Source organism: Pigmentiphaga litoralis (assembly GCF_014651835.1).
GTDB lineage: Bacteria > Pseudomonadota > Gammaproteobacteria > Burkholderiales > Burkholderiaceae_B > Pigmentiphaga > Pigmentiphaga litoralis.
The window spans coordinates 292,992-314,872 of record NZ_BMXQ01000002.1 but is presented as its reverse complement, the minus strand read 5'-3'; the positions used below and the strand labels follow the sequence as shown (position 1 = coordinate 314,872).

Sequence of the window (21,881 nt, the reverse complement as noted above, 5' to 3'; positions counted from 1 at the left end):
TTGCCGCGCATCCCGGCTTGGTGGCGACCTGTCTGTCGCGCATCCGGGTCCTTGCAGTCAACCTAGACCCGCGCCTGCCAGCGCGCTACCGCGCGGCGGGTCACTTCCATGAAGGCAAGCGACGCGGCCGACGGCGAACGGAAGCGGTCGCGCGCCAGCACGATCTGCGTCGGGATGACCGGTGCACTGACCGGCCGCACGACCGTCTTGCGACCCGCCGGAAACAGCGCGGTATAGGGCGGCAACAGCGCGATGCCAAAGTCGGCTTCGACCAGGCTGATGACCGTTGCCAGCTGCGCCACTTCGATCGCGATCGTGGGGGTCAGGCCCAGCTGCGCGAAGGTGCGGTCAAGGAAGGCGCGGAATTTGTTTTCGGGTGTCTGTGTCACCAGCGGGTAGGTGGCCAGCGCTTCCCATTTGACCGTGCGCTTGTGCGCGCACGGATGATCGCGCGGCATCAGCACCACCAGCGGCCCTTCCAGCAGCGGTTCGATCACGCAGTCGTGATCGTCATCGGTAAACGCGCCCACGCCGATGTCGACCTCGGCACTGGCGATCCGCGGCAGGATGGCCTCGGACGGAATATCCAGCAGCGTGATGGAAATGTCGGGGTATTGCCGCCGGAAATCCGCGGCCACCGGGATCAGCAGCCGTGCCAGCAGCAGGGGCGGCGCAGCCACCGTGACGTGGCCGTGCTGACGTGTCGCCAGGCCTCGGACATTGCCGACCGCGCTCGACAGATCGGCCAGCAAGCGCGCAGCCGGCGCCCGGAACTCGCGGCCTGCGTCGGTCAATGTGACCTGCCGCGTGCTGCGGTCGAACAGGCGGCTGTCCAGGTTCTGTTCCAGGTCGCGCACCAGGATGCTCAACCCCGATTGCGAGATGTGAATGCGCTGCGCGGCCTTGCTGAAGCTGCCCTCATTGCAGACGGCCACGAAGGCTTCGAGCTGACGCAGCGTGATCGACATGGTGGCCTGCGGTATTGAAGAATCGAATGAATCTATATGAACATTTCAATTTTTTCAATCAGCGCCGGCTGGTAGATTGGGGGTCTGCATCAGGAGCCACCCGCTGTGTCCGCCTTCGTTTTCGATCGATATACCCAGGAAGCGCTCGACGCCCAGTACAACAATCAGCTGGCCTGTCCGGGCTTTCGCGACACGCTTGCGCAGGGTACGGCGCTGTCCGCCGCGGCGGCGGGCCTGCCCGGCGCGCGCGATATTGCCTGGGGGCCGCATCCGCTGGAACGCCTGGACATCTACGGGCCACCTCGCCCCGCCAAGTCGGGCGACGCGGCGTTGCAAGGACTGCAGCCAGGCCTGCTGCCGGTGCTGCTGTTCGTGCACGGTGGCGCGTGGCTGACGCAGGAAAAGGAAGACAGCGCCTTCGGTGCGCAGGCGTTTGCCGATCATGGGTGCATGTGGGTCGCCCTGGGTTTCCCGGACGCGTCGGACGTGGCGTTTGCCGACATGGTGGCCAGCGTGCGGCGCGGCATTGCCTGGGTGCACGCGCACATTGCCGAGCAGGGCGGCGACCCGCAACGTATCGTTCTGGCCGGACATTCCTCGGGGACGCATCTGGTCAGCCAGGCGCTGACGCACGACTGGACCGCCGAAGGGTTGACCACCCCACCCTTCCATGGCGCCCTGATGGTCAGTGGACTGAGCGATCTGGAACCCGTGCGGCTGTCGTATCGCAACACACGCCTGAACCTCGATGCGGCGCATGTCCGCAGCTACTCGCTGGCCCATGCAGAACCCACGGTGCGTGTCCCGGTGGTGGTGGCCGTGGCCGAACGCGACACCGATGAATTCCGCCGACAGGCCCGCGCCATGGCCGACCGCCTGCGTGACTTCGACATGCTGGCGGATTTCGATGTCGTGCCGGACCGGCATCATTTCGATGTGATCCTGGATCTGGCGGATCCAGGCAGCAAGCTGTTCCGCGACACCCTGGCCTTGCTGACGCGGAGCGCGGGTAGTGGCGGCGACGACGGTGGCGGGCCTGGCAGCCGCAGCGGCGACGCAGACAGCAGCGGCGACGCAGACAGCAGCGGCGACGACAGGAACCGCCAGCCATGACGACCAAGCCGGCGCCGCGGCCCGACCATGCGACCCTGCTGCTGCACGGCGGCACGGTCATCGCCTGCGACGGCGGCGGTACTGGCACGGGTACTGTGGCCCAGGCCGTCGCGATCCACGGCAATCGCATCCTGGCCATCGGCCGCGACGAAGATATGGCGGCACTGGCCACCCCCGCTACCCAACGCGTGGACCTGGCGGGCCGCACCGTCATCCCGGGCATGACCGATGGCCATGCCCACCTTGACCGCGAAGGCTTGCGCCGACACCTGCCGTCCTTGCAGGGCGCACGGTGCATCGACGACATCCTGGATCGCATCGCCCACGACGTGCGCCGCACCCCGCCGGGCACCTGGATTGTCACGCAACCGATCGGCGAGCCGCCCGAGTATCCCGACCCCGCCGCCGGCCTGCGCGAAGGCCGCTATCCGACCCGACACGACCTGGACCGCGTCAGTCCCGATCACCCGGTCTATATCCGCCCGATCTGGGGCTATTGGCGCAACCGCGCGCCGCTGGTGTCGATCGCGAACACCCTGGCGCTGCGCCTGGCCGGCATCGACCGGCACACCGTGCCGCCCAGCCCGGACATCACCCTGGGCCGCGACGCCAGCGGCGAACCCGATGGTACGTTCAGCGAATCGACCCTGGTGCCGATTGTCGAACACAGCCTGATGCGGGTTGCGCCCGGCTTCAGCGCGGCGCAGCGCGCAAGTGGCCTGCGCAGCGCCATGCGCGCCTACAACGCCGTCGGCACCACGGCGGTGTTCGAAGGGCATGGCGTGGCGGGTGAGGTCATTGCGGCCTATCGCGACGCGGCGAACCAGGGCGCCGCGACGGTGCGCGCGACACTGACCTTCAGCCCGCGATGGGGTATCGAAGCCAGTGCAGGAAGCGAAGCGGGTGCAGCAAGCGGGCCGGGCATGGCAGGCAACGGCCACGCGAGTCGCAGCGGCGCGGACACCGCCATCGAGCTGCTTCGCGACTGGCGCAGCTGGCTGCGCCGCCGTCATGCCGATCACCCGTGGGTACGACTGCAAGGCCTGTATGCCGAGATCGACGCCGACCCCCTGAACAACACGCTGCGTGCGTCCAATCACCCGTGCACGGGCTGGGCAGGATTCCAGGCAGGCGCGGCCTTGCCCGAAGCCGTGCTGCAACCGCTGTTGATCGAAGCGGCGCGCGAAGGCATTCGTGTCTGCGGCATCTGGCCCACCTTGCTGCCGCTGTTTCAGGCCGCGCATGGTGTGCACGCTATCGATGACCTGCGATGGGTGCTCGGCCATCAACCCGTGCTGACACGGGAGATGGTTGCGACAGTCCACGATCTGGGCCTGGTCATCACCACGCATACCAATCGGCACATCTACAAGGATGGCGATGGGTGGGTCGACAAACGCAGGGCAATGAGTTCGGCTGATGACGGCGCCGGTATCCACCACCCCGACAACCCGGTCAACGACATCGTGCCGCTGCGCCGTCTGCTGGACGCCGGCGTGCCCGTCGCCTTCGGCAGCGACAACCTGCCGGTGTCGCTGTTCGGGCCGATCAGCCATGCCGTGCTACGGCAATCAAGAAACGGCAACCCAGTCGCACCGGATCAAGCCATCAGCCGGGCCGAAGCGTTGACGATTGCCACGATGGGTGGCGCGTGGCTCACGCATGAGGAGTCCACGCGCGGCAGCATCACGCCCGGCAAGCTGGCCGACCTGGTCATCCTGAATGACAACCCGCTCACCTGCGCGCCGGAAGCCCTTGCCGGCCTGCGGGCAGATCACCTCATCATCGACGGCCGCCTGCACGCAGCCGACCCACCTCAGGAGTTCACGCATGACTGACTCATCTGCCGCATCTGCCACATCTGCCGCACCCGGCGCATCATGCATGCCCCCGTTGCGCACCGGAAATGCGGCGACCGCGTCGATCGCTGCAACCGTGTTCGCCAACCTGTTGACCGCCGCGGCCACGTTCGCCACAGCCGGCGCGTTGACGGCCCCCGCTTTCGCCGCCGAACCCTGGCCGTCCCGCCCGATCCGTATCGTGGTGCCGTACGCGCCCGGCAACACCGGCGACATCACCTTCCGCTTCATCCAGCCGCAGCTGGAAAAGCAGTTTGGCGTTCGTTTTTTGATCGACAACAAAAGCGGCGCGTCGGGCAACATCGGCGCCGACGAGGTCGTGCGTGCGCAGCCCGATGGCTATACCTTCCTGCTGGGCGCGACCAACAACTTCGTCACGAACCAGTTCCTGTTCCGGAACATGCGCTTCGATCCGCTCAAGGACCTGATGCCGGTGGCGCTGCTGAGCAATGCGCCGTCGGTCATGATCGTCAACAGCACGCTGCCCGTGAGCACGCTCAAGGATTTCACCGAGATGGCGCGGCAAAGTCCGTCCAAACTCAACTACGGATCGCCCGGCAATGGCACGCCCCCGCACCTGGCCGGCGAGCTGTATAGCCAGCTGGCCAAGGTGCAACTGACGCACGTGCCCTATCGCGGTTCGCCACCCGCCGTGGCGGGGCTGCTGGGCAGCGAGATCCAGCTGTACATCACGGCGTTCAGTTCGGTGGCGGGCAACGTGGCGGGCGGCAAGTTGAAGGCGCTGGCGGTGGCGAGCGATCAGCGGCTGGCCATCCTGCCCGATGTGCCGACCACGCGCGAGCAAGGCCTGCCGGACCTGCTGACCGGCAATTGGTGGGGCATGGCGGCGCCGGCGGGCACCGATCCGGCCATCATCGACAAGATGTCTGCGGCCATCAAGGCGGCGTTGTCGGACCCGGCCGTGCGCAAGCAGTACGCCGACATTGGCGTGACTGCGGTGGGCAACTCGCCCACCGAATTTGGCGCACAGATCGCAAAGGAAGCCGTGGCGTGGAAACAGGTGATCGACCGGGCGCAGATCCAGCCGGAATGACCGCAACCCACTGCGGCCGATAAACGTCGGAGAGCGGCGCCGACCGACCCCGGCCGGGCGCCTGATGCGGCTTCAGAACTGCGTGTGCAGCCGCACCGAAAACACCTTGGCCGGACCGCGATCCCGGTTATAGCCCGGGTTGCGGATGTATTGCACGTCGCCCGTCAGCCAGAAATACTTGAAGGGCCGGAAGCTGTAGTAGGTTTCGGCAATCTGCTCGACGCCGTAGTTCAACGCGCCGTCACCCAGGAAGGGACCAATGCCGCCCGCGGCCAGATAGCCGCGATGCGTGCGGCTCAGTGCATTGACGGCCACGGCCGCGCCCACGGTGTCGTAAGGCCGTGACCACTGCGTGCCCTTGACGACCACGCCTGCCGACAGGGCGCGATCGATCTCGGTAAATGCATAGGTCTCTGTCTTTCCATCCGACCAGCTGGCCCGCATGAAGGCATTCACGTCGTCGGTGATCGACTGATCAAAGCTGACGCCCACGCCCACCTTGGCATGTTCGCGGCGCACGGTGTCCAGTTCGGGGGCGGCACCCGCGGCACGGCCGGCCGCGATGGCTTCGCCAAAATCCGCCATGCGCGTCTTGTTGCGAAAGCCGATGATGCGGGCCGTGCCGGGCCGGTTCCAGGCCTGGTACTGCTTTTCGAATTCGATCTGGTCGCCGTAATGTTTGCCCAGCCGGGTATCCAGCGGCAGGCCGTTGGATTCCTTGGGCATCATGAAGCGGCCCGCGCGCACGGCCCAGCCGTCGTCGATGTATTCCAGCGCGGCGCCACTGGTGTAGCCGCGCGAGTCGGCGGCGTAGTCGAAGCTGCCATGCGTCAGGAACGACCAGTTCAGGAACTGCGTGCGCGGGTCGTGCGCCGATTCCAGCGAGTCGAAAATATCGAGCATGGACACCGTGCCCACGGTCAGCACCATGCGGCGCTTGTCCTGCCCGCCGGCCAGCTGGTTCATGTCGCCTTCGACGGCTTCGCGTCCACCGCCAAGACCCCAGGTCTGCCGCAAGAAGGTACGCGCGCGGTAATAGACCATGTCGGCGCCGGCCGTCTTGGCCAGCTCGCCATTGGTCAGGCCGCCCAGGCCATGCAGGCCCGAAAAGGCCTGGCCACGCGCACCTTCGCCATTCACATGGAACTCCGCCCCTTCCCACAGGCGCAGGCCCAGGTCGACGGTGGCGGTAAACGAATAGCTTTTGGCCTTCTTGCCTTGCAGGCTGTTCTCGCCTTCATACGGCGACGCGAACGAGGGCTTGCGCTGCCACACATAGGTCGACTGGCCGTGAAAGGCATACGGTTCGTCTTCGGGAATCAAGCCCGGGTCGGCGGCGCCCGCGCTATCGGCCGCGGCATTGGCCAGGCCCGTGGGCGCACCGCCTTGTTGCGCCCAGACCGGCGCGGCGCAGCAGAGTGCAAAGACGGCCGCGACGGCACGGCGTTCGAATGTTCTTTTCATGGTGGTTCCGCCAGTGCCGGCAAAGCGACAGGGTGCGTTCAAGCAGTGACAAGGGCATGACCGCACACACCCGCATGTGGCGATCGGCCAACGGTGTCGATTGTCGCTGCTTTAGGGCGGGCCGGCGTTGCTCAAAGGCGTCACGCTTCGAACGGCAAACCCACGTAGTTCTCCGCCAATGACGTCGCGGCCGCTTCCGACCCGATCAGATAGGCCAGCTCGGCCTGCTGGATCTTGTGGCCGAAGGCGCCGTTTTCGGGAAACTTGTGCATCAACGACGTCATCCACCACGAGAAACGTTCGGCCTTCCAGACGCGCTGCAGGCACTTTTGCGAATAGGTGTCGATGCCGTTCGCATCGCCGTCAAAGAACTGCAGCAAGGCCTGCGACAGATAGCGCACGTCGGCCACGGCCAGGTTCAGACCCTTGGCGCCCGTGGGCGGCACGATGTGGGCGGCATCCCCCGCCAGGAACAGCCGGCCAAAACGCATCGGCTCGGCCACGAAACTGCGCAGCGGGGCAATGCTCTTTTCAATCGACGGCCCGGTCACCAGGCGTTCGGCCGCTTCATCGTCCAGGCGCAAACGCAGTTCGTTCCAGAAGGCCTCGTCCGACCACTGTTCGACCTTGTCGTCCAGCGAACACTGCACGTAATAGCGGCTGCGTGTGGCCGACCGCATGCTGCACAGGGCAAAGCCGCGTTCGTGGTTGGAGTAGATCAGCTCGTCCGACACAGGCGGCGTGTCTGACAGGATGCCCAGCCAGCCGAACGGGTATACGCGCTCATAGGTCTGCACGGCGTCCTGCGGCACGCTGGCGCGGCATACGCCGTGGAACCCATCGCAGCCAGCGATCACGTCGCATTCGACTTCATGCGACACGCCGTCTTTCAGGTAGCGGACCTTGGGATGATCGGTATCAAAGTCGTGCACGCTGACGTTCTGCGCCTCGTACACCGTCTCGTAGCCGGCGGCTTCGCGCGCGTCCATCAGGTCGTGGGTGACCTCGGTCTGGCCGTACACCATCACGCGCTTGCCGCCGCTCAGCGCCTTCAGGTCGATGCGGTGCCGCGCGCCATTGAAACAGAGCTCGATGCCGTCGTGGTACATGCCTTCGGCATTCATCCGCTGGTTGACGCCGATCTCGTTCAGCAAGTCGACCGTGCCCTGTTCCAGCACCCCGGCCCGGATGCGGCCCAGCACGTAGTCCTTGCTGCGCTGTTCGATGATCACGGTGTGGATGCCAGCCCGGGACAGGATCTGTCCGAGGAACAATCCGGCAGGGCCGGATCCGATGATGGCTACTTGGACGCGCATGGCCTGTCTCCTGGATTCGTTATTTCGGCGATCTTAATAGCCGAGCACGGCCGCGAGAATAGATTTTGCCGACATTCGGATGGATAATCCGAACATCGTCCGCAACCGGCCTTCGCCATGACCAGCACCGTGCCCACCTATGCGCTGTACGGCGAACATACACAGTCGCTGGTCCCCGACAGCCTTCACTGCGAGTCGATCCCCATGCGCAGCCGCCACTACGACTGGGAGATCAAGCCGCATCGGCATGAACTCTTCATGCAAATTCTGTACATCCGCAGCGGGTCCGCCGACATCCATTTCGATGCCCGGGAGTTCCACGTGAACGGGCCGTGCATGCTGGTGGTGCCGGCCTTCTTTGCGCATGGCTTTCGTTTTTCCAGCAATGTCGACGGGTCGGTCGTGACGGTGGTGACACAGCACATGGAACACCTGCTGGCGCCCACGCCAGAACTCGTGGCCTGCTTTGGCAGTGCGCAGGTGCTGCATTGGCCTATGGGACAGCCATCGCCAGCCGCCCGGTCGCTGGAGCACCTGCTGGAAGAGTTCGACACGCCCGGACCCTGGCGGCTGGTGGCACTGGAAACCCTGCTGCGCCTGGTGCTGGTCATGCTGGCCCGTGAAGTCGGCGTGCGGACCGCGCAGGAATTGGGCGTGCGGCCGTCACGCGCCATGCAGCACGTGCAAAGCTTCAAGGCCATGCTGAATCAGTGTTTTCGCGAGCAACGCGACATCGGCTACTACGCCGAGCACCTGGGCATCACGCCAACGCAACTGAACCGCGTGTGCCGCGACGCGCTGGGCCAGTCCGCGCTCGAGGTGGTCCACAACCGCCTGGTCATGGAAGCCAAGCGCGACCTGGCCTATTCATCGCTCAGCATCAAAGAGATCGCAATTGCCCTGGGCTTTTCCGATCCCGGGTATTTCTCGCGTTTCTTCACGCGCCAGACGCAGTATTCCCCTACCGACTTCCGTGTGCTGGCGCGCGAGCGCCTGGCCCAGGACCGGGGCATTGCGGCCCGCGCCGCGGCCGATCCGGCCTGATGGCGCACGCGCCCTTGTCTCGCCCATCCGGCCGACCTGACAGGGCGGTCCGGGCAACTCATGGCATCATGGCCCGCCTGTCGCGCCCCGGTTTCGCTCGACCGGGCGACAATAGGGCCCCCTAGACTGCCGGACCCGCTCCACACACCCATCGACATGCCGACCTTCCTGCGCCGCATTGCCCCGATCACCGGGGTGCTCATCCTGGTCAACCTGGGCCTCTTCCTGTATCAGATCGCCACGGGCATCAGCCCTACCAACCCGGAACTCGACGACCTGGGGCGCTGGGGCGCCAACATTGCCGCCCTGACCCTGACCGGCGAAAGCTGGCGCCTGCTGGCCAGCATGTTCCTGCACATCGGCGTGCTGCACCTGGCCCTGAACATGATCAGCCTGCTGTTCCTGGGGTCGATCGCCGAGCGCAACTTCGGCAAGTTGAACTACCTGCTGGTGTACTTCCTGTCCGGCCTGGGCGGCAGTCTGGTCAGCGCCCTGTGGAACGCACGCCCGCAAGCCGCCGCCGACCTGAGCAATGCCACGCCCACCATCTACCTGGTGGTCAGCGCCGGGGCCTCGGGCGCCGTCATGGGCCTGGCCGCCGCGGCCATCATGCTCAAGCTGTTGAAGAATGCCAGCCGCGAACCGCTCGCCCTGCCCTTCAGCGCCGTGGAACTGGCCGTGCTGGTCGGCATCAACGTCGTGTATGGCTGGCAGACCAATGGCACCGACAACGCCTGCCACATTGGCGGCCTGCTTGCGGGCGCGGTGGTCGGGCTGGTGCTGGGCGCCGTGCGCAACACGCCCCGCCCCGTGCGTATCGCCGCGTGGCTGCTGGTGCTGATGGCGGCGGCATGGGGCACGCAGCGCATTCTTGACGTGAACGAAGCGCGTGCCGACCTGATGGAGATCCGCGAAGAACTGGATCAGGAAAGCATGGACAACACCAAGGTCAACCCCGGCCGCGACGACGACGCCGCGCCGGCCAGCGGACGGCGGTAGGCAGGACGGCGCCAGGCGGAACGTTGGCAGGCAAGACGCCGATACGCTGACCGGCCGCAGGCAGGGCGCCGCTATGACGCCATTGGCCTGCGTTCAGGGCGCCTTGGGCACCACTGCCCGCATCTGCGCGGCCAGATCCGTTTGCAGCCGCGTCACGGCGGCATTCCAGTCGCTGGCCGTCGGGAACTGCATGGTCGCCTTGGTGGTACCGACAAAACGCGGCCCTTGCTGCAGCCCCGGCAGCGCCGCCGACACGGTCACGTCATAACTCGCCTGCAGCTCCACCTGCCAGAACCCCGATTCGGTCCACGCCCACAGCCGGTCGATCCGCGCCGTGACCGGCATCGCGCGCGCAAAGTCGGCGTCCCCGGCTTTGGCCACCCGATATCCCGCATCCTGCAGCACCCGCAAGATCGTTGCTTCCGTCAACTTGGCAACCGACTGCCCGGCCGGCAGGAGCACGCTGCCCAGCGGGCGGCCGTTGCTGTCGCGTTTTTGCGCGAACGCCCGCGCACGGACCGCGGGATTGGCCGCTTCGTCATCATTCAGGGAAGGCGTGGTTGCGAGCCTGGCGCGCGGCTCGAAGCGACGCGCGTCATCGACGCGGTCGATGCGCACGGCAGGCGGCAGCACGGGAGTGCCGACGCCAGGCAGCGCATCCGCAGCGCTGGCTGGCGGCATGGCGTTGCGGCTGATCGTGCAACCGGCGAGCAGGGAAACCGCAAGCAGGCACGCCGCGGGATGGGTCAGGAAGCGCATGGGGGACAGGGGCGGCAGCATGAAAAGTCGGGCGACCGCAAGTTCGCGGGCTCCCACTCTGCCGAATTACCGGATGCCGCGCAAGTCGATGGGCGGCCTGGCAGACCCCCCGGCCGGGGGTCTCAATTGATCTTGATATTGCCCTGCTTGATGAAGTCGGCGATCTGCCGTGCCTCCTGGCGATAGGTTGCACCGAACTGCGACGCACTCTGGCGCTTGACGATGATGCCCTCCCCCGCGAGTTTTTCCGCGACGACGGGATCCTGCAAGGCCTTGCCGATGGCCGCGTTCCACTGATCCACGATGGCGGGCGGCGTGCCGGGCGGGGCAAAGACGCCCAGCGCACCGCTGGCATTGAACCCCGGCGCGCCATGGTCGGCGATCACAGGCAGATCGGGATACAGCGGCGTGGGATCGGGGGACCCGATCGCCAGGGCTCGCACCGTGCCCGCTCGCAGGTGGCCCGCCGCCAGCGACGACGAACTGAAGATTGCCTTTACCCGGCCACCCAGCATGTCGGTCATCATCTGGGCGGCGCCCTTGTAGGGCACCGCGGTCAGGCGGGTGCCGAACGCCGCGTTCATATGTTCGAGCGCAAAGTGATTGGGTGACCCGATACCGCTCGTGCCGAACGGGGTCGGGTCGGGCCGGCTCTTCGTATACGCCAGGAATTCATCGAAGGTCTTGGCAGGAAAGTCGGCATTGACCAGCAAGAGCGTCGTCGGACGACCAATGGACGCGACCGGGATCAGGTCCTTGACGGGATCGAAGGTCAGGTTGCGCTCGATCGCGCTTGCGATCTGCAGCGACGTGTAGGCGGTGAACAGTACCGTGTGACCGTCGGGCCGGGCATGCGACACGGAACTGGCGCCGATCACGCCCGCCGCGCCACCCTTGTTGTCGGGCACGATCGTCTGGCCAAGAATGGGCGACAACGCCGCGCCGACCTGCCGGGCCACCGTATCGACAATGGCGCCGGGCGGATAGCCGATCACCAGCGAGATGGGACGCACGGGGAACGTCACCTGCGCCATCGTCGGCGCGCTGGCAAGCAGGCCTGCCAAGGCGGCGACAGCCAGCCATCGTCCTGTCCTGAATCTGGAGTGGGTCATACGGTCTCGCAAGGGGGTGCCGCGTGAAGCGATGTCGCTCGATGGCAAGTCAGACGCAGCGTAAGGGTGCGCGGCGCGGCAGTGCAAGGCGGCAATTGCCGCATTCCACCAGGAGGAATACGGCCGCAGCCCCGACCGGCGCCAGACGAAAAAAAGGGCTCGACGCCGATAGCGTGAGCCCTTTTTTCTGACAAATTCTGGTGGGTGGTACAGGGATTGAACCTGTGACCCCTGCCGTGTGAAGGCAGTGCTCTACCGCTGAGCTAACCACCCATGTGGTTGGTACTTAGTGCGTATTCTTGCTGCCAGACGCAAAGATGTCCTGGCAGCCCAAGAATATAGCACAATTTTTGGATGGTGCCACAAGGCCCATCAAGCGGCTTCGGCCACGCTATCCCATATGCGCCACACGGCCTGGCCCTTGGACTCTTTGTCCAGGCTGGCCAGGTAGGCGGCGTGGGCGGCGAGTTCGTCGGCAGGTACGGCCGGAATGGGCAGCACGGACGGGTCGAAGGCGCCCAGGTCCAGGGTGCCGACGCCGCCGGTGTCGCCCAGGTCGATGACCAGGCTGTCCTGGCCGCGCGTCATGGCAAGCCAGACTTCGGCCAGCAGTTCGGAGTCCAGCAGCGCGCCGTGCAGCACCCGATGGGCATTCGAGATGCCGTAGCGGTCGCACAGGGAATCGAGCGAGTTGCGCTTGCCGGGGTGCAATTCGCGGGCATGCAGCAGGGAGTCGATGACGTCGACGCAATGCGTGCGGAAACCGGGGCGATCCAGCCGCGCCAGTTCGGCATTCAGAAAGCGGATGTCGAACTCGGCGTTGTGGATGATGACCGTCGAGCCCTGGATGAAGTCCAGGAATTCGTCGACCTTGTCATGGAAGCGCGGCTTGTCGGACAGGAATTCGGTGGTCAGGCCGTGCACTTCCAGCGCACCCGGCTCGCTGTCGCGTTCCGGGTTCAGGTAGGTGTGGAAGTTGCGCTGGGTGACGCGCCGATTGAAGATTTCGACGCAACCGATTTCGATGACGCGATTGCCCAGCTGGGGGTCAAGGCCGGTGGTTTCCGTATCGAGGACGACGTAACGCATAGGGATCCGGGAGTTCAATAAAACAGCAAGGGTGCAGTGTAGCGGATCACCCCACCGACTCCGGCGTCGCGACCTGCCCCGGCGTGCGGCCATGCTCGGGCGCATGGCTGTCCACGCCCAGCGGCACCGGCTTGTTCCGTGCGCCGGCGATCAGGGTGTAGACGCAAGGCACGACAAACAGCGTGAGCAGTGTGCCCAGGCTCATGCCGCCCACGATCACCCAGCCGATCTGCACACGGGATTCGGCGCCCGCGCCGCTGGCCAGGGCCAGCGGCACGGCGCCCAGCACCATGGCGCCGGTCGTCATCAGGATCGGGCGCAGACGCATCACACTGGCATCGACAACCGCGTCAACCAGCCCGTGGCCTTCGTCCCGCAACTGGTTGGCGAACTCAACGATCAGGATGCCGTGCTTGGTGATCAGGCCGACCAGGGTGATCAGCCCGATCTGGCTGTAGATGGAAAGCGTCCCCCCGGTCAGCCACAAGGCCAGCAGGGCGCCGGTCAATGACAGCGGCACCGACAGCATGATGATGAGCGGATTGCGCCAGCTCTCGAACTGCGCGGCCAGCACCAGGTAAATGAACGCGATGGCCATGCCAAACACCAGGTAGATGCTGCCGGCGGAATCGCGGAATTCCCGCGATTGGCCATCCAGGTCGGTCTGGGCCTGCAGCGGCAGCACGCGGGCCGCGATGGTGTCCATTTCCTTGAGGGCTTCGCCCAGCGAATAGCCGGGCGCAGGCGCTGCGGATATCGTGACGGAACGAAGGCGGTTGAAGTGGTTCAGCGTTTGCGGCGACACGCCTTCGCGCACCGTCAGCACGTTGGCCAGCTGCACCATTTCGCCGCTGCGCGCCCGCACGTAGATGTCCGAAATGTCGTTGGGCCGCGACCGATCGCGTGGCACGACCTGCACCAGCACGTCGTACTGCTCGCCGCTTTCCTTGTAGCGGGTGACCTGCCGGCCGCCCAGCATCGATTCCAGCGTGCGGCCGACGCGTGACACATCCACCCCCACGTCGGCCAGCTTGGCGCGGTCGACCTGCACCCGAAGTTCGGGCGTGTTCAGCCGCAGGTCGGTCTGCACGTTCTGCACGCCGGGATACTTGGCAACTTCCGCCACGAAGCTATCGACGATGGCAGCCAGTTCCGGGTAGGAAACCTGGCTCATGATGACGAATTCGATCGGCGACGAGCGCGGCGACTGTCCAAGAGACGGGGGATTCAACGGGAAGGCCTGCACACCCGGCAGCGCGGCGAACTTCGGCTGAAGTTCACGCGCGATCTGTTGCTGCGACTTGGTCCGTTCGTCCCAGGGCTTGAGCCGCAGGATGGCATTGCCGTCGGTCACTACCGGGAATCCCGCGATCGCCTGGTGGGCGGCGGCCTCGGGAATGTCGGCGTAGATCTGCTCGATGCGCTCCAGGTAGTTGGTGGTGTAGCCGACCGTGGCGCCTTGCGGCGAGGTAATCCGGCCGAAGATCATGCCGCGATCTTCGACAGGCGCCAATTCACTTTTGATGACCGAGAACAGTGGCACCATTGCGCCGCCTACCACCAGGCCCAGCACGACCACCCACAGCCGGTGCCGCAACGAAAACCCCAGCAGCCGGCGATAGCCGCGGTTGAGCGCTTCCAGCCAGCCTTCGACCAGGTTGTACAGGCGGCCGTGTTTCGTCTCGTGGCGCAGCAGCAGCGAACACATCATGGGTGTCAGCGTCAGTGCGACAAAGCCCGACACCAGCACCGCGCCGGCCAGCGCCAGCGCAAATTCGATGAACAGGCGGCCCGTGCGGCCCGTGGCAAAGGCCAGCGGGGCGTACACCGTCACCAGCGTCAGCGTCATGGCGACCACGGCAAAGCCGATTTCCTTGGCGCCCAGCAGGGCCGCCTGAATGCGTGTCTTGCCTTCTTCGATATGGCGGAAGATGTTTTCGAGCACCACGATGGCATCGTCCACGACCAGCCCGATGGCCAGCACCATGGCCAGCAGCGTCAGCGTGTTGATGGAAAAACCAAAGGCGAACATGAGCGTGCACGCGCCGATCAGCGACACCGGGATGGTGACGATGGGGATCAGGCTCGCCCGCCAGTTGCGCAGGAAAAAGAAGATGACCAGCACCACCAGAATCACGGCTTCGACAATGGTGTGGAAGACGGACTCGATCGACTTTTCAATGAACACCGACGTGTCGTACGCCAGGTTCAGCTTCATGCCGCTCGGCAGGGACTGGTTGATTTTCTCGATCTCGTCGCGCACCGCTTTCGACAGGTCGAGCGGGTTGGCCGTCGATTGTTTGACGACGCCAATGTTCAGTGCCGGTTGCCCGTTGAAGCGCGACGTGACGCGTTCGTCCACCGGCCCCAGCCGCACGTCGGCCACGTCGCCGATCGTGACGCTGTAGCCGCTGACGTTGGCAATGACCACGCGGCGGAATTCTTCGGGCGTACGCAGATTGGTCGCGGCCACGACCGAGAATTCCCGTGCCTGCGATTCGATCCGGCCCGAGGGAATCTCGACGTTCTGCGCCCGCAGGGCATCTTCGACTTCCTGCACCGTCAGCCGGAAGGCGGCGAGTTTGCTGCGGTCGACATTGACACGCATTGCAGGCAGGCGTTCGCCATACACCCGCACTTCAGCCGCGCCGGGCAGCACCGACAACCGCGGCTTGATGAAGCGGTTGATGTAGTCGGACGCCTCCATGCTGGACAGGCTGCCCGCTTCCACCGCAAGCTGGATCACCGGCTGCGAGTCGGCTTCGACCTTGGCGATGATGGGTTCGTCCACTTCGTCAGGCAGGCGCCCCCGCACCCGCGCCACCTTGTCGCGCACGTCGGCCGCGGCCGCGTCGGGCGAAATGTTCAGGCGAAACTTGACGTTGATGTTGCTGCGTTCGGCACGACTGGCCGAACTCATGATCTGCACGCCCTCGATCCCCGACAGCGAATCTTCAAGCGGCTTGGTGACCTGCGATTCGATCACCTCGGCCGACGCGCCCTTGTAGACCGTGGTGACCGACACAACGGGCTCATCGATCTGCGGGTACTCGCGCACGGTCAGGCGCGAATAGGAAATCGCGCCGACCAGCACGATCAGCAGCGACAGCACCGTCGCGAAGACGGGCCGCTTGATGCAGACTTCAGAGAGCTTCATGACCGCGTTCCTGCAGGACGGGGGCCGGGCTTGGCGACCGTGACCGCGCCGCCGTCACGGATTTTTTGCGTGCCCGCGACCACCACGACGTCCTGGTCTTCAATGCCGCGAATCACTTCGACAAGGCCATCGCGGCGCTCGCCCACTTCAATCTGTACCCGCACGGCCCTGCCCTCTTCCACCCGGAACACGAACTGGTTGTCGCCAACCGGCACCAGCGCGGCTTCGGGCACCAGCAGCGCTTCGGACTGCCCGCCCATCTGGAGTTCAACCCGCGCGAACATGCCCGGCCGCAGCTGCGCCGCCGTGTTCCTGACCTGCGCACGCATCACCACCGACCGGCCGCCCGCGTCGATCAGCGGACTGATGGCATAGACGGAACCGGTAAAGATCTTGTCCGGGACGGCGTCGACCATGATCCGCAGGGCCTGGCCGTTGCGGATCTGCGGCAGGTAGCGCTCCGGCATCCGGAAGTCCACTTTCAGGGCGTCGATGGCCTCGATCGGCACCATGTCCTGCCCCACGCCCACGTAGTCACCCACGGATACGCTGCGCAGGCCGATGACACCGTTGAACGGCGCACGGATCTCGCTTTTATCGAGCTTGACCTGGGCCAGCACCATGGCGGCTTGCTGCACCTTCATGGCGTTGTCGGCTTCGTCGCGCGCCTGCTTGCTGATGAAGCCCTTCTGCTGCAATTCCATCGACCGGTCGAAATTGCTTTTGGCGAGCGAGAAGTTGGCGCGCGCCTGTTCGAATTCCGCGCGCGGCACCGAGTCGTCCAGTTTGACCAGCACCTGGCCGCGCTGCACGCGCTGGCCTTCGGTAAAGCGGATATCGCTGATGCGGCCGGCGACTTCGGGGCGCAACGTGACCGACTCGTCGGACCGCAGGCTGCCCACGGCGCTGACCCCGCGCACGAAAGGCTGCCGGCGGACCACGGCGACTTCGACCGCGGTGGGACGGGCCACCGGCGGCTTGGGCGCATCGGCGGCAGCTTGCGCGGCTGTCCCTGCCGAGGGACCCAGATAGCGCGGCGCGACAAAACCGATCGCGCCGCCGGCGACCAGTGCGATGACGACAAACAGGACGACGGAGCTTTTTTGCATGCTGAACTAGGTTGATTGCCCAGGAGGTGTAGCCAAATGTAGCATCGCAGCAGAAGCGGAAGCGCATCCGCAACAACTTAACTATTGGCTTAGGCAATCCCCCCACACGACCGTTGCATGCGGGTCAGCGCCGCAGTGCCGGCTTACCCCGGCGGCGCCCTGCAACTGCCCGGCTACTCGACTTTGCCGATCTTGCGCACCACCTGCGCAAGGGTCCTGGCATCGGCGTCCCAATAGGTCTTGAACGCCGGGGCGTCCATGTACTGAATCGGACTGCCCGCGCCCTGCACCGCCGCCAGGACCCGGCTGTCGGCAGCCGCCGCGCGGGCGGCGTTGCGCAGGGCTTCCACCACGGCGGGCGGCGTGTTGGCGGGCGCGAACAGGCCCGACCACTGCGCAAACTGCACCGGATACCCCAATTCTGTCAGGCTGGGCACATCGGGCATCGACGCCAGGCGGCCTTCCCCCCAATGCGCCAGCGCGCGCAGCCTGCCCGCGCTGATGTACTGCAGCACCGACGCCGGCCCGGTCGACACCGCATCCACCTGCCCGCCCAGCAGCGCGACCACGGCCGGGCCCGCGCCGGTATACGGGACGTGCAGCAGGCGGATATCGGCCTGGCTGCGCAGCATTTCCATCGGCACATGCATGCTGCCGTAGTTGCCCGAGGACCCGTAGGTCACTTCGCGATCGCCCTTTTTTTGCGCCGCGATGAATGCCTTGGCGTCCTTCCACGGCGCATCGGCCCGGACCACCAGCACGGTGGGGTCGGCGGTAAAGCGTGCAATGGGCGTGAACTGGTTGAGCTGGTACATGGGCGCCCGGCCCAGGATCGTGTCGGCTTCGGGAATGATGGAGATGGACGACAGCGTCATCATGACCGTGTAGCCATCGGGCGCGGCCTTGGCCACCTGCGCCATGCCCAGCCCGCCGCCGGCGCCAGCGCGGTTTTCGACCACCACGGTCTGGCCCAGGCTGCGACTCATGGCTTCGGCCACCGGACGGGCCACGGTGTCGGCCACCCCGCCCGGAGGAAACGGCACGATCATGGTGATGGGCTTGGAAGGCCAGGCGGCGGGCGCCTGGGCCAGCGCGGCCGGGGCGGCGGCGGCCATGGCGACGGTGGCAACGGGCGCAACAAGGCGCCAGAGAGTCTGGAAGGTCATGCGTGTCTCCTCCCCCTTTTCGGGGTGATGGGCTAGGGATGCCGTCCGGCCCGGGGCGCGATGGCCCGGGCGGCGGCGCGTTCGTCCTGGTCAGCCGACCGGGTTTTCCAGCACGCCCAGTCCCTGCACTTCGATCTTGATGGTGTCGCCGGTCTTGACCCACTTGGGCGGGTTGAAGCCGATGCCGACGCCCGCCGGCGTGCCGGTCGCAATCACGTCGCCAGGCTGCAGCGTCATGCCGGCCGACAGCGTTTCAATAATGGTCGGGATGTCGAAGATCAGCAGGCTGGTGTTGGAGTTCTGGCGCAGTTCGCCATTGACCCAGCACTTGATGTCCAGGTTCTGGGCGTCGACTTCGTCATTGGTGACCAGGTACGGACCCATCGGGCAGAAGCCGTCCAGCGACTTGCCGATGAACCACTGGCGGTGCTTTTTCTGCAGATCGCGCGCCGTGAAATCGTTGACGATGGTGTAGCCAAAGATGTGGTCGAAGGCGTCTGCCTTCTTGATGCCGCGCCCGGCCTTGCCGATCACGACCGCAAATTCCGCTTCGTAGTCCAGCTGGCTGGTGACATCGGGATGCGACGGGATGGCGTCGCCGGGGCCGATCACGGTCGATGCGGGCTTGGTGAACACCACCGGAAAGTCGGGCGCCAGTTCGCCTTCTTTGGCGCTGCTGTCGAAGCCTGACTTGCTGAATTCGGCCGCATGCTCGTGATAGTTCTTGCCGACGCAAAAGATGTTGCGGCGGGGCTGGGTGATTGGGGCCAGCACGGTGGCGCCGGCCAGCGGCTTGCCTTCTCCCTTGGGGGCCAGCCTGGCCTTGAGGCTCGGGTATTCCTGAACCAATTGGACCATGTCGCCGCTGAATTCTGGAACCAGGTCGGTGACCGGCCAATAGGTGCCGGCATCGGTGTCCACAAGGCAGACGACAGCAGCAGAGTTGATCTTCAGATTTGCGAATTTCATGAGGGCGCCTTGCAAAAGTCCAATTGGTAGAAAGTGGAGAAAATATAGAACCAAATTGGATCTTCAACAAGCCTTCGCCTAGCAAATATTTGACCAATTGGTTCGATTCGCTTACTGTGCGGGGGCATTCTGGAGACATGCACGTGGATGACTTTACGGACACAGGTGGGGTGCGGGCGCAGGGCGCACGCGCCCTTGCCCGTCATTTGCTGGCGGAAATGGCCAGCGGCAAACTGCGGGAAGGCGTCAAGCTTCCGCCCGAGCGGCAACTGAGCCTGCAATTTGGCACGTCGCGCGGGTCAGTGCGGCGCGTGCTGTCCGACTTGCGCGAGCGCGGCCTGATCACGCAGGTGGTGGGCAGCGGCACCTTCGTCGCCCCCGGCGCCAGCGAACTGGCCCCGGCCCCGATGCCGATACGTGAAGCCCGCCACACCAGTCCGGCCGAACTGATGGAAGCGCGGCTGCTGATCGAGCCGCTGATGCCGGGGCTGATCGTGCGCAACGCGACCTCGGCCGACTTTGCGCGCATGACCCAGTGCGTCGTTGCATCCGAAGCGGCCACGACCATTGAAGAGTTCGAGCATTGGGACGGCGAGCTGCACAAGTCGTTTGCCGAAGCCACGCACAACTCCTTCTTCATGCAGATCCTGGAGTTGACCAATGACGTACGCGAGCAGGGGGAATGGGGGCGGCTGAAACGCCGGTCGCTGACCCCTGCCCGCCGCACCGCCTATGAGCAGCAGCACCGGGCCATGGTGGACGCCTTGAAGGACCGGGATGCGCAGCAGGCGCGGGAGTTGTTGACGGCTCACCTGGAACAGATCCAGAAGAACCTGTTCGAGGCGTGACTGCGCGGTGCGCTGCGGGGTAGTTACTGGGGCGGGGATTCGCTGCCGGGCCGCGTCGCGTTCATGCGCGGGGCGACGGCCACCGCGGCATGGCGCCGCAGGCGCTGCGTCTTCCAGGGCGGCCCCAGCAGCCGCATTCCGGCCTGCCGCTTGACCGCCGATACGATATAGAGCGACCCGCAAAAGGGCCACCACCTGGCGCCGGCGTTTTCCATGAACGCAAAGCGCTGCAGCCAGACATCACTGCTGCAGGGCGGCACGTAGCCGCCAAAATGCGCGCGGTCGACTTCGAACGACAGCAGCTTGAGCCAGTCTTTCAGGCGCGGCACCGGCAGCGGCCCCAGGCTGGTCGGCAAAAAGGCCGCACGTTGCCCCAGCAGGCGCCCCGCGCCCCAGAGGCTCCAGGGGTTGAACCCCGTCACGATCAGCCGGCCTTCGGGCATCAGCACCCGTTCGGCCTCGCGCAGCACCTGGTGCGGGTCGGCGGACACTTCAAGCGTGTGGGGCAACACCAACAGGTCGATGCTTTGTGAATCGAAGGGCAATTCTTCGAATTCGGCCACCACGAAGGCGTTGCAGCGCGGTTCGACCAGGGGTGCGCCCGGGGCCTGATCGCCCACGCAACCCTTGAAGGGCATGCGATTGGCGCGCAAGCCGTCGATCTGGTGCAGACCGACCTGCACGGCATAGAAGCCAAATACATCGGATACCGCTTCGTCAAGCCGGGCTTGTTCCCAGGCCAGCAGGTAGCGTCCCGGAGGCGATTCCAGCCAACGGCCGAGCTCGGAAATCGGGTAACCTTGGGCGGCAGATAGGGGCATCGGAATGAAAGGTTCGGATAAACGACAGAAGCAAACCGCCAGCACCACCCCCGGCGTGCCGCCGGGCAATACCGGCATTACCGGATTGGCGGCGTTCAGTGACAACTATATCTGGTTGATCCGCAACGGCAGTCTTGCCGCCGTGGTCGACCCCGGCCAGGCCGCTCCTGTCCTGCAGGCCTTGCAGCAGCAAAAACTGCAACTGCGCGCCATTCTACTGACTCACCATCACAACGACCACGTCGGCGGCGTGACCGAACTGGTCGAACGCACCGGCGCCACCGTGTTCGGCCCGGCGGGCGAAACCCTGCCCCACTGTGATCGCCGGCTGGTCGAAGGCGACCAGGTGGCCCTGCCCGAGCTGGACCTGAACCTGGAAGTGATCGACGTGCCGGGCCATACCGCCGGCCACATCGCCTATGCCGGCCGCGCCGGCGGGGTCGCGCCGCTGGTGTTCTGTGGCGATACCCTGTTTGCCACCGGCTGTGGCCGGCTGTTCGAAGGCACGCCCGACCAGATGACCGAGTCGCTCGGCAAGCTGGCCGCCCTGCCCGACGATACGCGGGTGTATTGCGCCCACGAATACACTCTGTCGAACATCCGCTGGGCCAAGGTGGTCGAGCCCGACAATGGCGCGCTGGCGCAGTGGCATGATCAGGCCCAGGCGCTGCGCGACAGTGGCACCCCCACCGTTCCCACCACACTGGCGCTGGAACGTGAAGTGAACCCCTTCCTGCGGACCGATGAACCCGCCGTCGCCGCGGCGGCGGTCACGCATGCCGGCCGCGCCCTGGCCACCCGGACTGAAGTCTTCGCCGCACTGCGCGAGTGGAAAAACAGCTTCAAATGACCCGCCAAACATGGCGTTTGTATTGAACGTGCTTGGATCGTCGCTCAACCCCTGACATCAGCCGCTGATATGTAAGGAAGCTTGACGTACACCCCGTCACGCTCCTACTATGCGCAGCGCCTTTAACCCAGTGAAACTGAAGAAACCCCTATGGAAATACGCCTTGGCGGCGCGTGGATCTCGC

Annotated in this window: 18 protein-coding genes and 1 tRNA gene; 7 read left to right on the top strand and 12 right to left on the bottom strand. The window is 65.5% G+C overall.

Features of this window, described 5'->3' with window-relative positions; translation table 11 throughout:
- Positions 1–62: 62 nt before the first annotated feature.
- Positions 63–968, bottom strand: a complete 906-nt coding sequence (locus IE116_RS19940; RefSeq protein WP_189615006.1) for a LysR family transcriptional regulator — start codon at positions 966–968, stop codon at positions 63–65.
- Positions 969–1,073: 105 nt separating this feature from the next.
- On the opposite strand from IE116_RS19940, the gene IE116_RS19935 reads away from it, so the two are divergent.
- From IE116_RS19935 to IE116_RS19925, 3 genes are all read left to right on the top strand, one after another.
- Complete coding sequence (locus tag IE116_RS19935; RefSeq protein ID WP_189615005.1) at positions 1,074–2,081, top strand: alpha/beta hydrolase; 1,008 nt, start codon at positions 1,074–1,076, stop codon at positions 2,079–2,081.
- Positions 2,078–3,919 carry an amidohydrolase gene (locus IE116_RS19930; RefSeq protein ID WP_189615004.1) on the top strand — a complete coding sequence of 614 codons (1,842 nt, stop codon included), beginning with the start codon at positions 2,078–2,080 and terminating at the stop codon, positions 3,917–3,919. The genes IE116_RS19935 and IE116_RS19930 overlap by 4 nt, the downstream gene beginning before the upstream one ends.
- 97 nt (positions 3,920–4,016) lie before the next feature.
- Positions 4,017–4,994, top strand: a complete 978-nt coding sequence (locus tag IE116_RS19925) for a Bug family tripartite tricarboxylate transporter substrate binding protein (RefSeq protein ID WP_373303089.1) — start codon at positions 4,017–4,019, stop codon at positions 4,992–4,994.
- A gap of 72 nt (positions 4,995–5,066) precedes the next feature.
- Here IE116_RS19925 and IE116_RS19920 read toward each other — a convergent pair whose 3' ends face one another.
- Together IE116_RS19920 and pobA are read right to left on the bottom strand one after the other, a co-directional pair.
- On the bottom strand, positions 5,067–6,458 hold the full coding sequence (locus tag IE116_RS19920; RefSeq protein ID WP_189615003.1) for a carbohydrate porin: 1,392 nt from the start codon (positions 6,456–6,458) through the stop codon (positions 5,067–5,069).
- 140 nt (positions 6,459–6,598) lie between these two features.
- Positions 6,599–7,774, bottom strand: a complete 1,176-nt coding sequence (gene pobA, locus IE116_RS19915; protein WP_189615002.1) for a 4-hydroxybenzoate 3-monooxygenase — start codon at positions 7,772–7,774, stop codon at positions 6,599–6,601.
- A gap of 117 nt (positions 7,775–7,891) precedes the next feature.
- Between pobA and IE116_RS19910 the strand changes: the two genes are divergently transcribed.
- Entirely contained in the window at positions 7,892–8,818 is a 927-nt protein-coding gene (locus IE116_RS19910; RefSeq protein WP_189615001.1) for a helix-turn-helix domain-containing protein, read from the top strand.
- Positions 8,819–8,974: 156 nt separating this feature from the next.
- Positions 8,975–9,817, top strand: coding sequence for a rhomboid family intramembrane serine protease (locus IE116_RS19905; RefSeq protein WP_189615000.1), 843 nt, complete (start codon positions 8,975–8,977; stop codon positions 9,815–9,817).
- 93 nt (positions 9,818–9,910) lie between these two features.
- Here IE116_RS19905 and IE116_RS19900 read toward each other — a convergent pair whose 3' ends face one another.
- The 8 genes from IE116_RS19900 to IE116_RS19865 all read right to left on the bottom strand — a co-directional run bounded on the left by IE116_RS19900 (position 9,911) and on the right by IE116_RS19865 (position 19,178).
- Entirely contained in the window at positions 9,911–10,597 is a 687-nt protein-coding gene (locus tag IE116_RS19900; protein ID WP_189614999.1) for a hypothetical protein, read from the bottom strand.
- A gap of 101 nt (positions 10,598–10,698) precedes the next feature.
- Complete coding sequence (locus IE116_RS19895) at positions 10,699–11,688, bottom strand: Bug family tripartite tricarboxylate transporter substrate binding protein (protein ID WP_189614998.1); 990 nt, start codon at positions 11,686–11,688, stop codon at positions 10,699–10,701.
- 198 nt (positions 11,689–11,886) lie between these two features.
- Positions 11,887–11,961 (bottom strand) — tRNA-Val (locus IE116_RS19890).
- Positions 11,962–12,060: 99 nt separating this feature from the next.
- Positions 12,061–12,777 carry a DNA polymerase III subunit epsilon gene (dnaQ, locus tag IE116_RS19885; RefSeq protein ID WP_189614997.1) on the bottom strand — a complete coding sequence of 239 codons (717 nt, stop codon included), beginning with the start codon at positions 12,775–12,777 and terminating at the stop codon, positions 12,061–12,063.
- Between the two features lie 46 nt (positions 12,778–12,823).
- Complete coding sequence (locus IE116_RS19880; RefSeq protein WP_189614996.1) at positions 12,824–15,934, bottom strand: efflux RND transporter permease subunit; 3,111 nt, start codon at positions 15,932–15,934, stop codon at positions 12,824–12,826.
- Entirely contained in the window at positions 15,931–17,043 is a 1,113-nt protein-coding gene (locus tag IE116_RS19875) for an efflux RND transporter periplasmic adaptor subunit (protein WP_189614995.1), read from the bottom strand. Before IE116_RS19875 ends, IE116_RS19880 begins: the two co-directional genes overlap by 4 nt.
- A 173-nt stretch (positions 17,044–17,216) precedes the next feature.
- Complete coding sequence (locus IE116_RS19870; protein WP_189614994.1) at positions 17,217–18,209, bottom strand: tripartite tricarboxylate transporter substrate binding protein; 993 nt, start codon at positions 18,207–18,209, stop codon at positions 17,217–17,219.
- 90 nt (positions 18,210–18,299) lie between these two features.
- Positions 18,300–19,178 carry a fumarylacetoacetate hydrolase family protein gene (locus IE116_RS19865; RefSeq protein WP_189614993.1) on the bottom strand — a complete coding sequence of 293 codons (879 nt, stop codon included), beginning with the start codon at positions 19,176–19,178 and terminating at the stop codon, positions 18,300–18,302.
- Positions 19,179–19,321: 143 nt separating this feature from the next.
- Here IE116_RS19865 and IE116_RS19860 point away from each other — a divergent pair, with 143 nt between their 5' ends.
- Positions 19,322–20,026: a FadR/GntR family transcriptional regulator gene (locus IE116_RS19860; protein WP_229828569.1), complete on the top strand. Its 705-nt coding sequence runs from the start codon at positions 19,322–19,324 to the stop codon at positions 20,024–20,026.
- Positions 20,027–20,049: 23 nt separating this feature from the next.
- Here IE116_RS19860 and IE116_RS19855 read toward each other — a convergent pair whose 3' ends face one another.
- Complete coding sequence (locus IE116_RS19855) at positions 20,050–20,847, bottom strand: class I SAM-dependent methyltransferase (RefSeq protein WP_189614991.1); 798 nt, start codon at positions 20,845–20,847, stop codon at positions 20,050–20,052.
- Between the two features lie 4 nt (positions 20,848–20,851).
- Here IE116_RS19855 and gloB point away from each other — a divergent pair, with 4 nt between their 5' ends.
- Positions 20,852–21,697: a hydroxyacylglutathione hydrolase gene (gene gloB, locus IE116_RS19850; RefSeq protein WP_189614990.1), complete on the top strand. Its 846-nt coding sequence runs from the start codon at positions 20,852–20,854 to the stop codon at positions 21,695–21,697.
- Positions 21,698–21,881: the final 184 nt, after the last annotated feature.

Bases quoted from the DNA above. Each gene is read 5' to 3' on its own strand.
- IE116_RS19880 (WP_189614996.1), bottom strand. From the start codon at position 15,934: ATGAAGCTCTCTGAAGTCTGCATCAAGCGGCCCGTCTTCGCGACGGTG.
- IE116_RS19910 (WP_189615001.1), top strand. From the start codon at position 7,892: ATGACCAGCACCGTGCCCACCTATGCGCTGTACGGCGAACATACACAG.
- IE116_RS19870 (WP_189614994.1), bottom strand. From the start codon at position 18,209: ATGACCTTCCAGACTCTCTGGCGCCTTGTTGCGCCCGTTGCCACCGTC.
- pobA (WP_189615002.1), bottom strand. From the start codon at position 7,774: ATGCGCGTCCAAGTAGCCATCATCGGATCCGGCCCTGCCGGATTGTTC.
- IE116_RS19905 (WP_189615000.1), top strand. From the start codon at position 8,975: ATGCCGACCTTCCTGCGCCGCATTGCCCCGATCACCGGGGTGCTCATC.
- IE116_RS19875 (WP_189614995.1), bottom strand. From the start codon at position 17,043: ATGCAAAAAAGCTCCGTCGTCCTGTTTGTCGTCATCGCACTGGTCGCC.
- IE116_RS19855 (WP_189614991.1), bottom strand. From the start codon at position 20,847: ATGCCCCTATCTGCCGCCCAAGGTTACCCGATTTCCGAGCTCGGCCGT.
- IE116_RS19900 (WP_189614999.1), bottom strand. From the start codon at position 10,597: ATGCTGCCGCCCCTGTCCCCCATGCGCTTCCTGACCCATCCCGCGGCG.
- gloB (WP_189614990.1), top strand. From the start codon at position 20,852: ATGAAAGGTTCGGATAAACGACAGAAGCAAACCGCCAGCACCACCCCC.
- IE116_RS19920 (WP_189615003.1), bottom strand. From the start codon at position 6,458: ATGAAAAGAACATTCGAACGCCGTGCCGTCGCGGCCGTCTTTGCACTC.
- dnaQ (WP_189614997.1), bottom strand. From the start codon at position 12,777: ATGCGTTACGTCGTCCTCGATACGGAAACCACCGGCCTTGACCCCCAG.
- IE116_RS19865 (WP_189614993.1), bottom strand. From the start codon at position 19,178: ATGAAATTCGCAAATCTGAAGATCAACTCTGCTGCTGTCGTCTGCCTT.
- IE116_RS19930 (WP_189615004.1), top strand. From the start codon at position 2,078: ATGACGACCAAGCCGGCGCCGCGGCCCGACCATGCGACCCTGCTGCTG.
- IE116_RS19940 (WP_189615006.1), bottom strand. From the start codon at position 968: ATGTCGATCACGCTGCGTCAGCTCGAAGCCTTCGTGGCCGTCTGCAAT.
- IE116_RS19895 (WP_189614998.1), bottom strand. From the start codon at position 11,688: ATGACCCACTCCAGATTCAGGACAGGACGATGGCTGGCTGTCGCCGCC.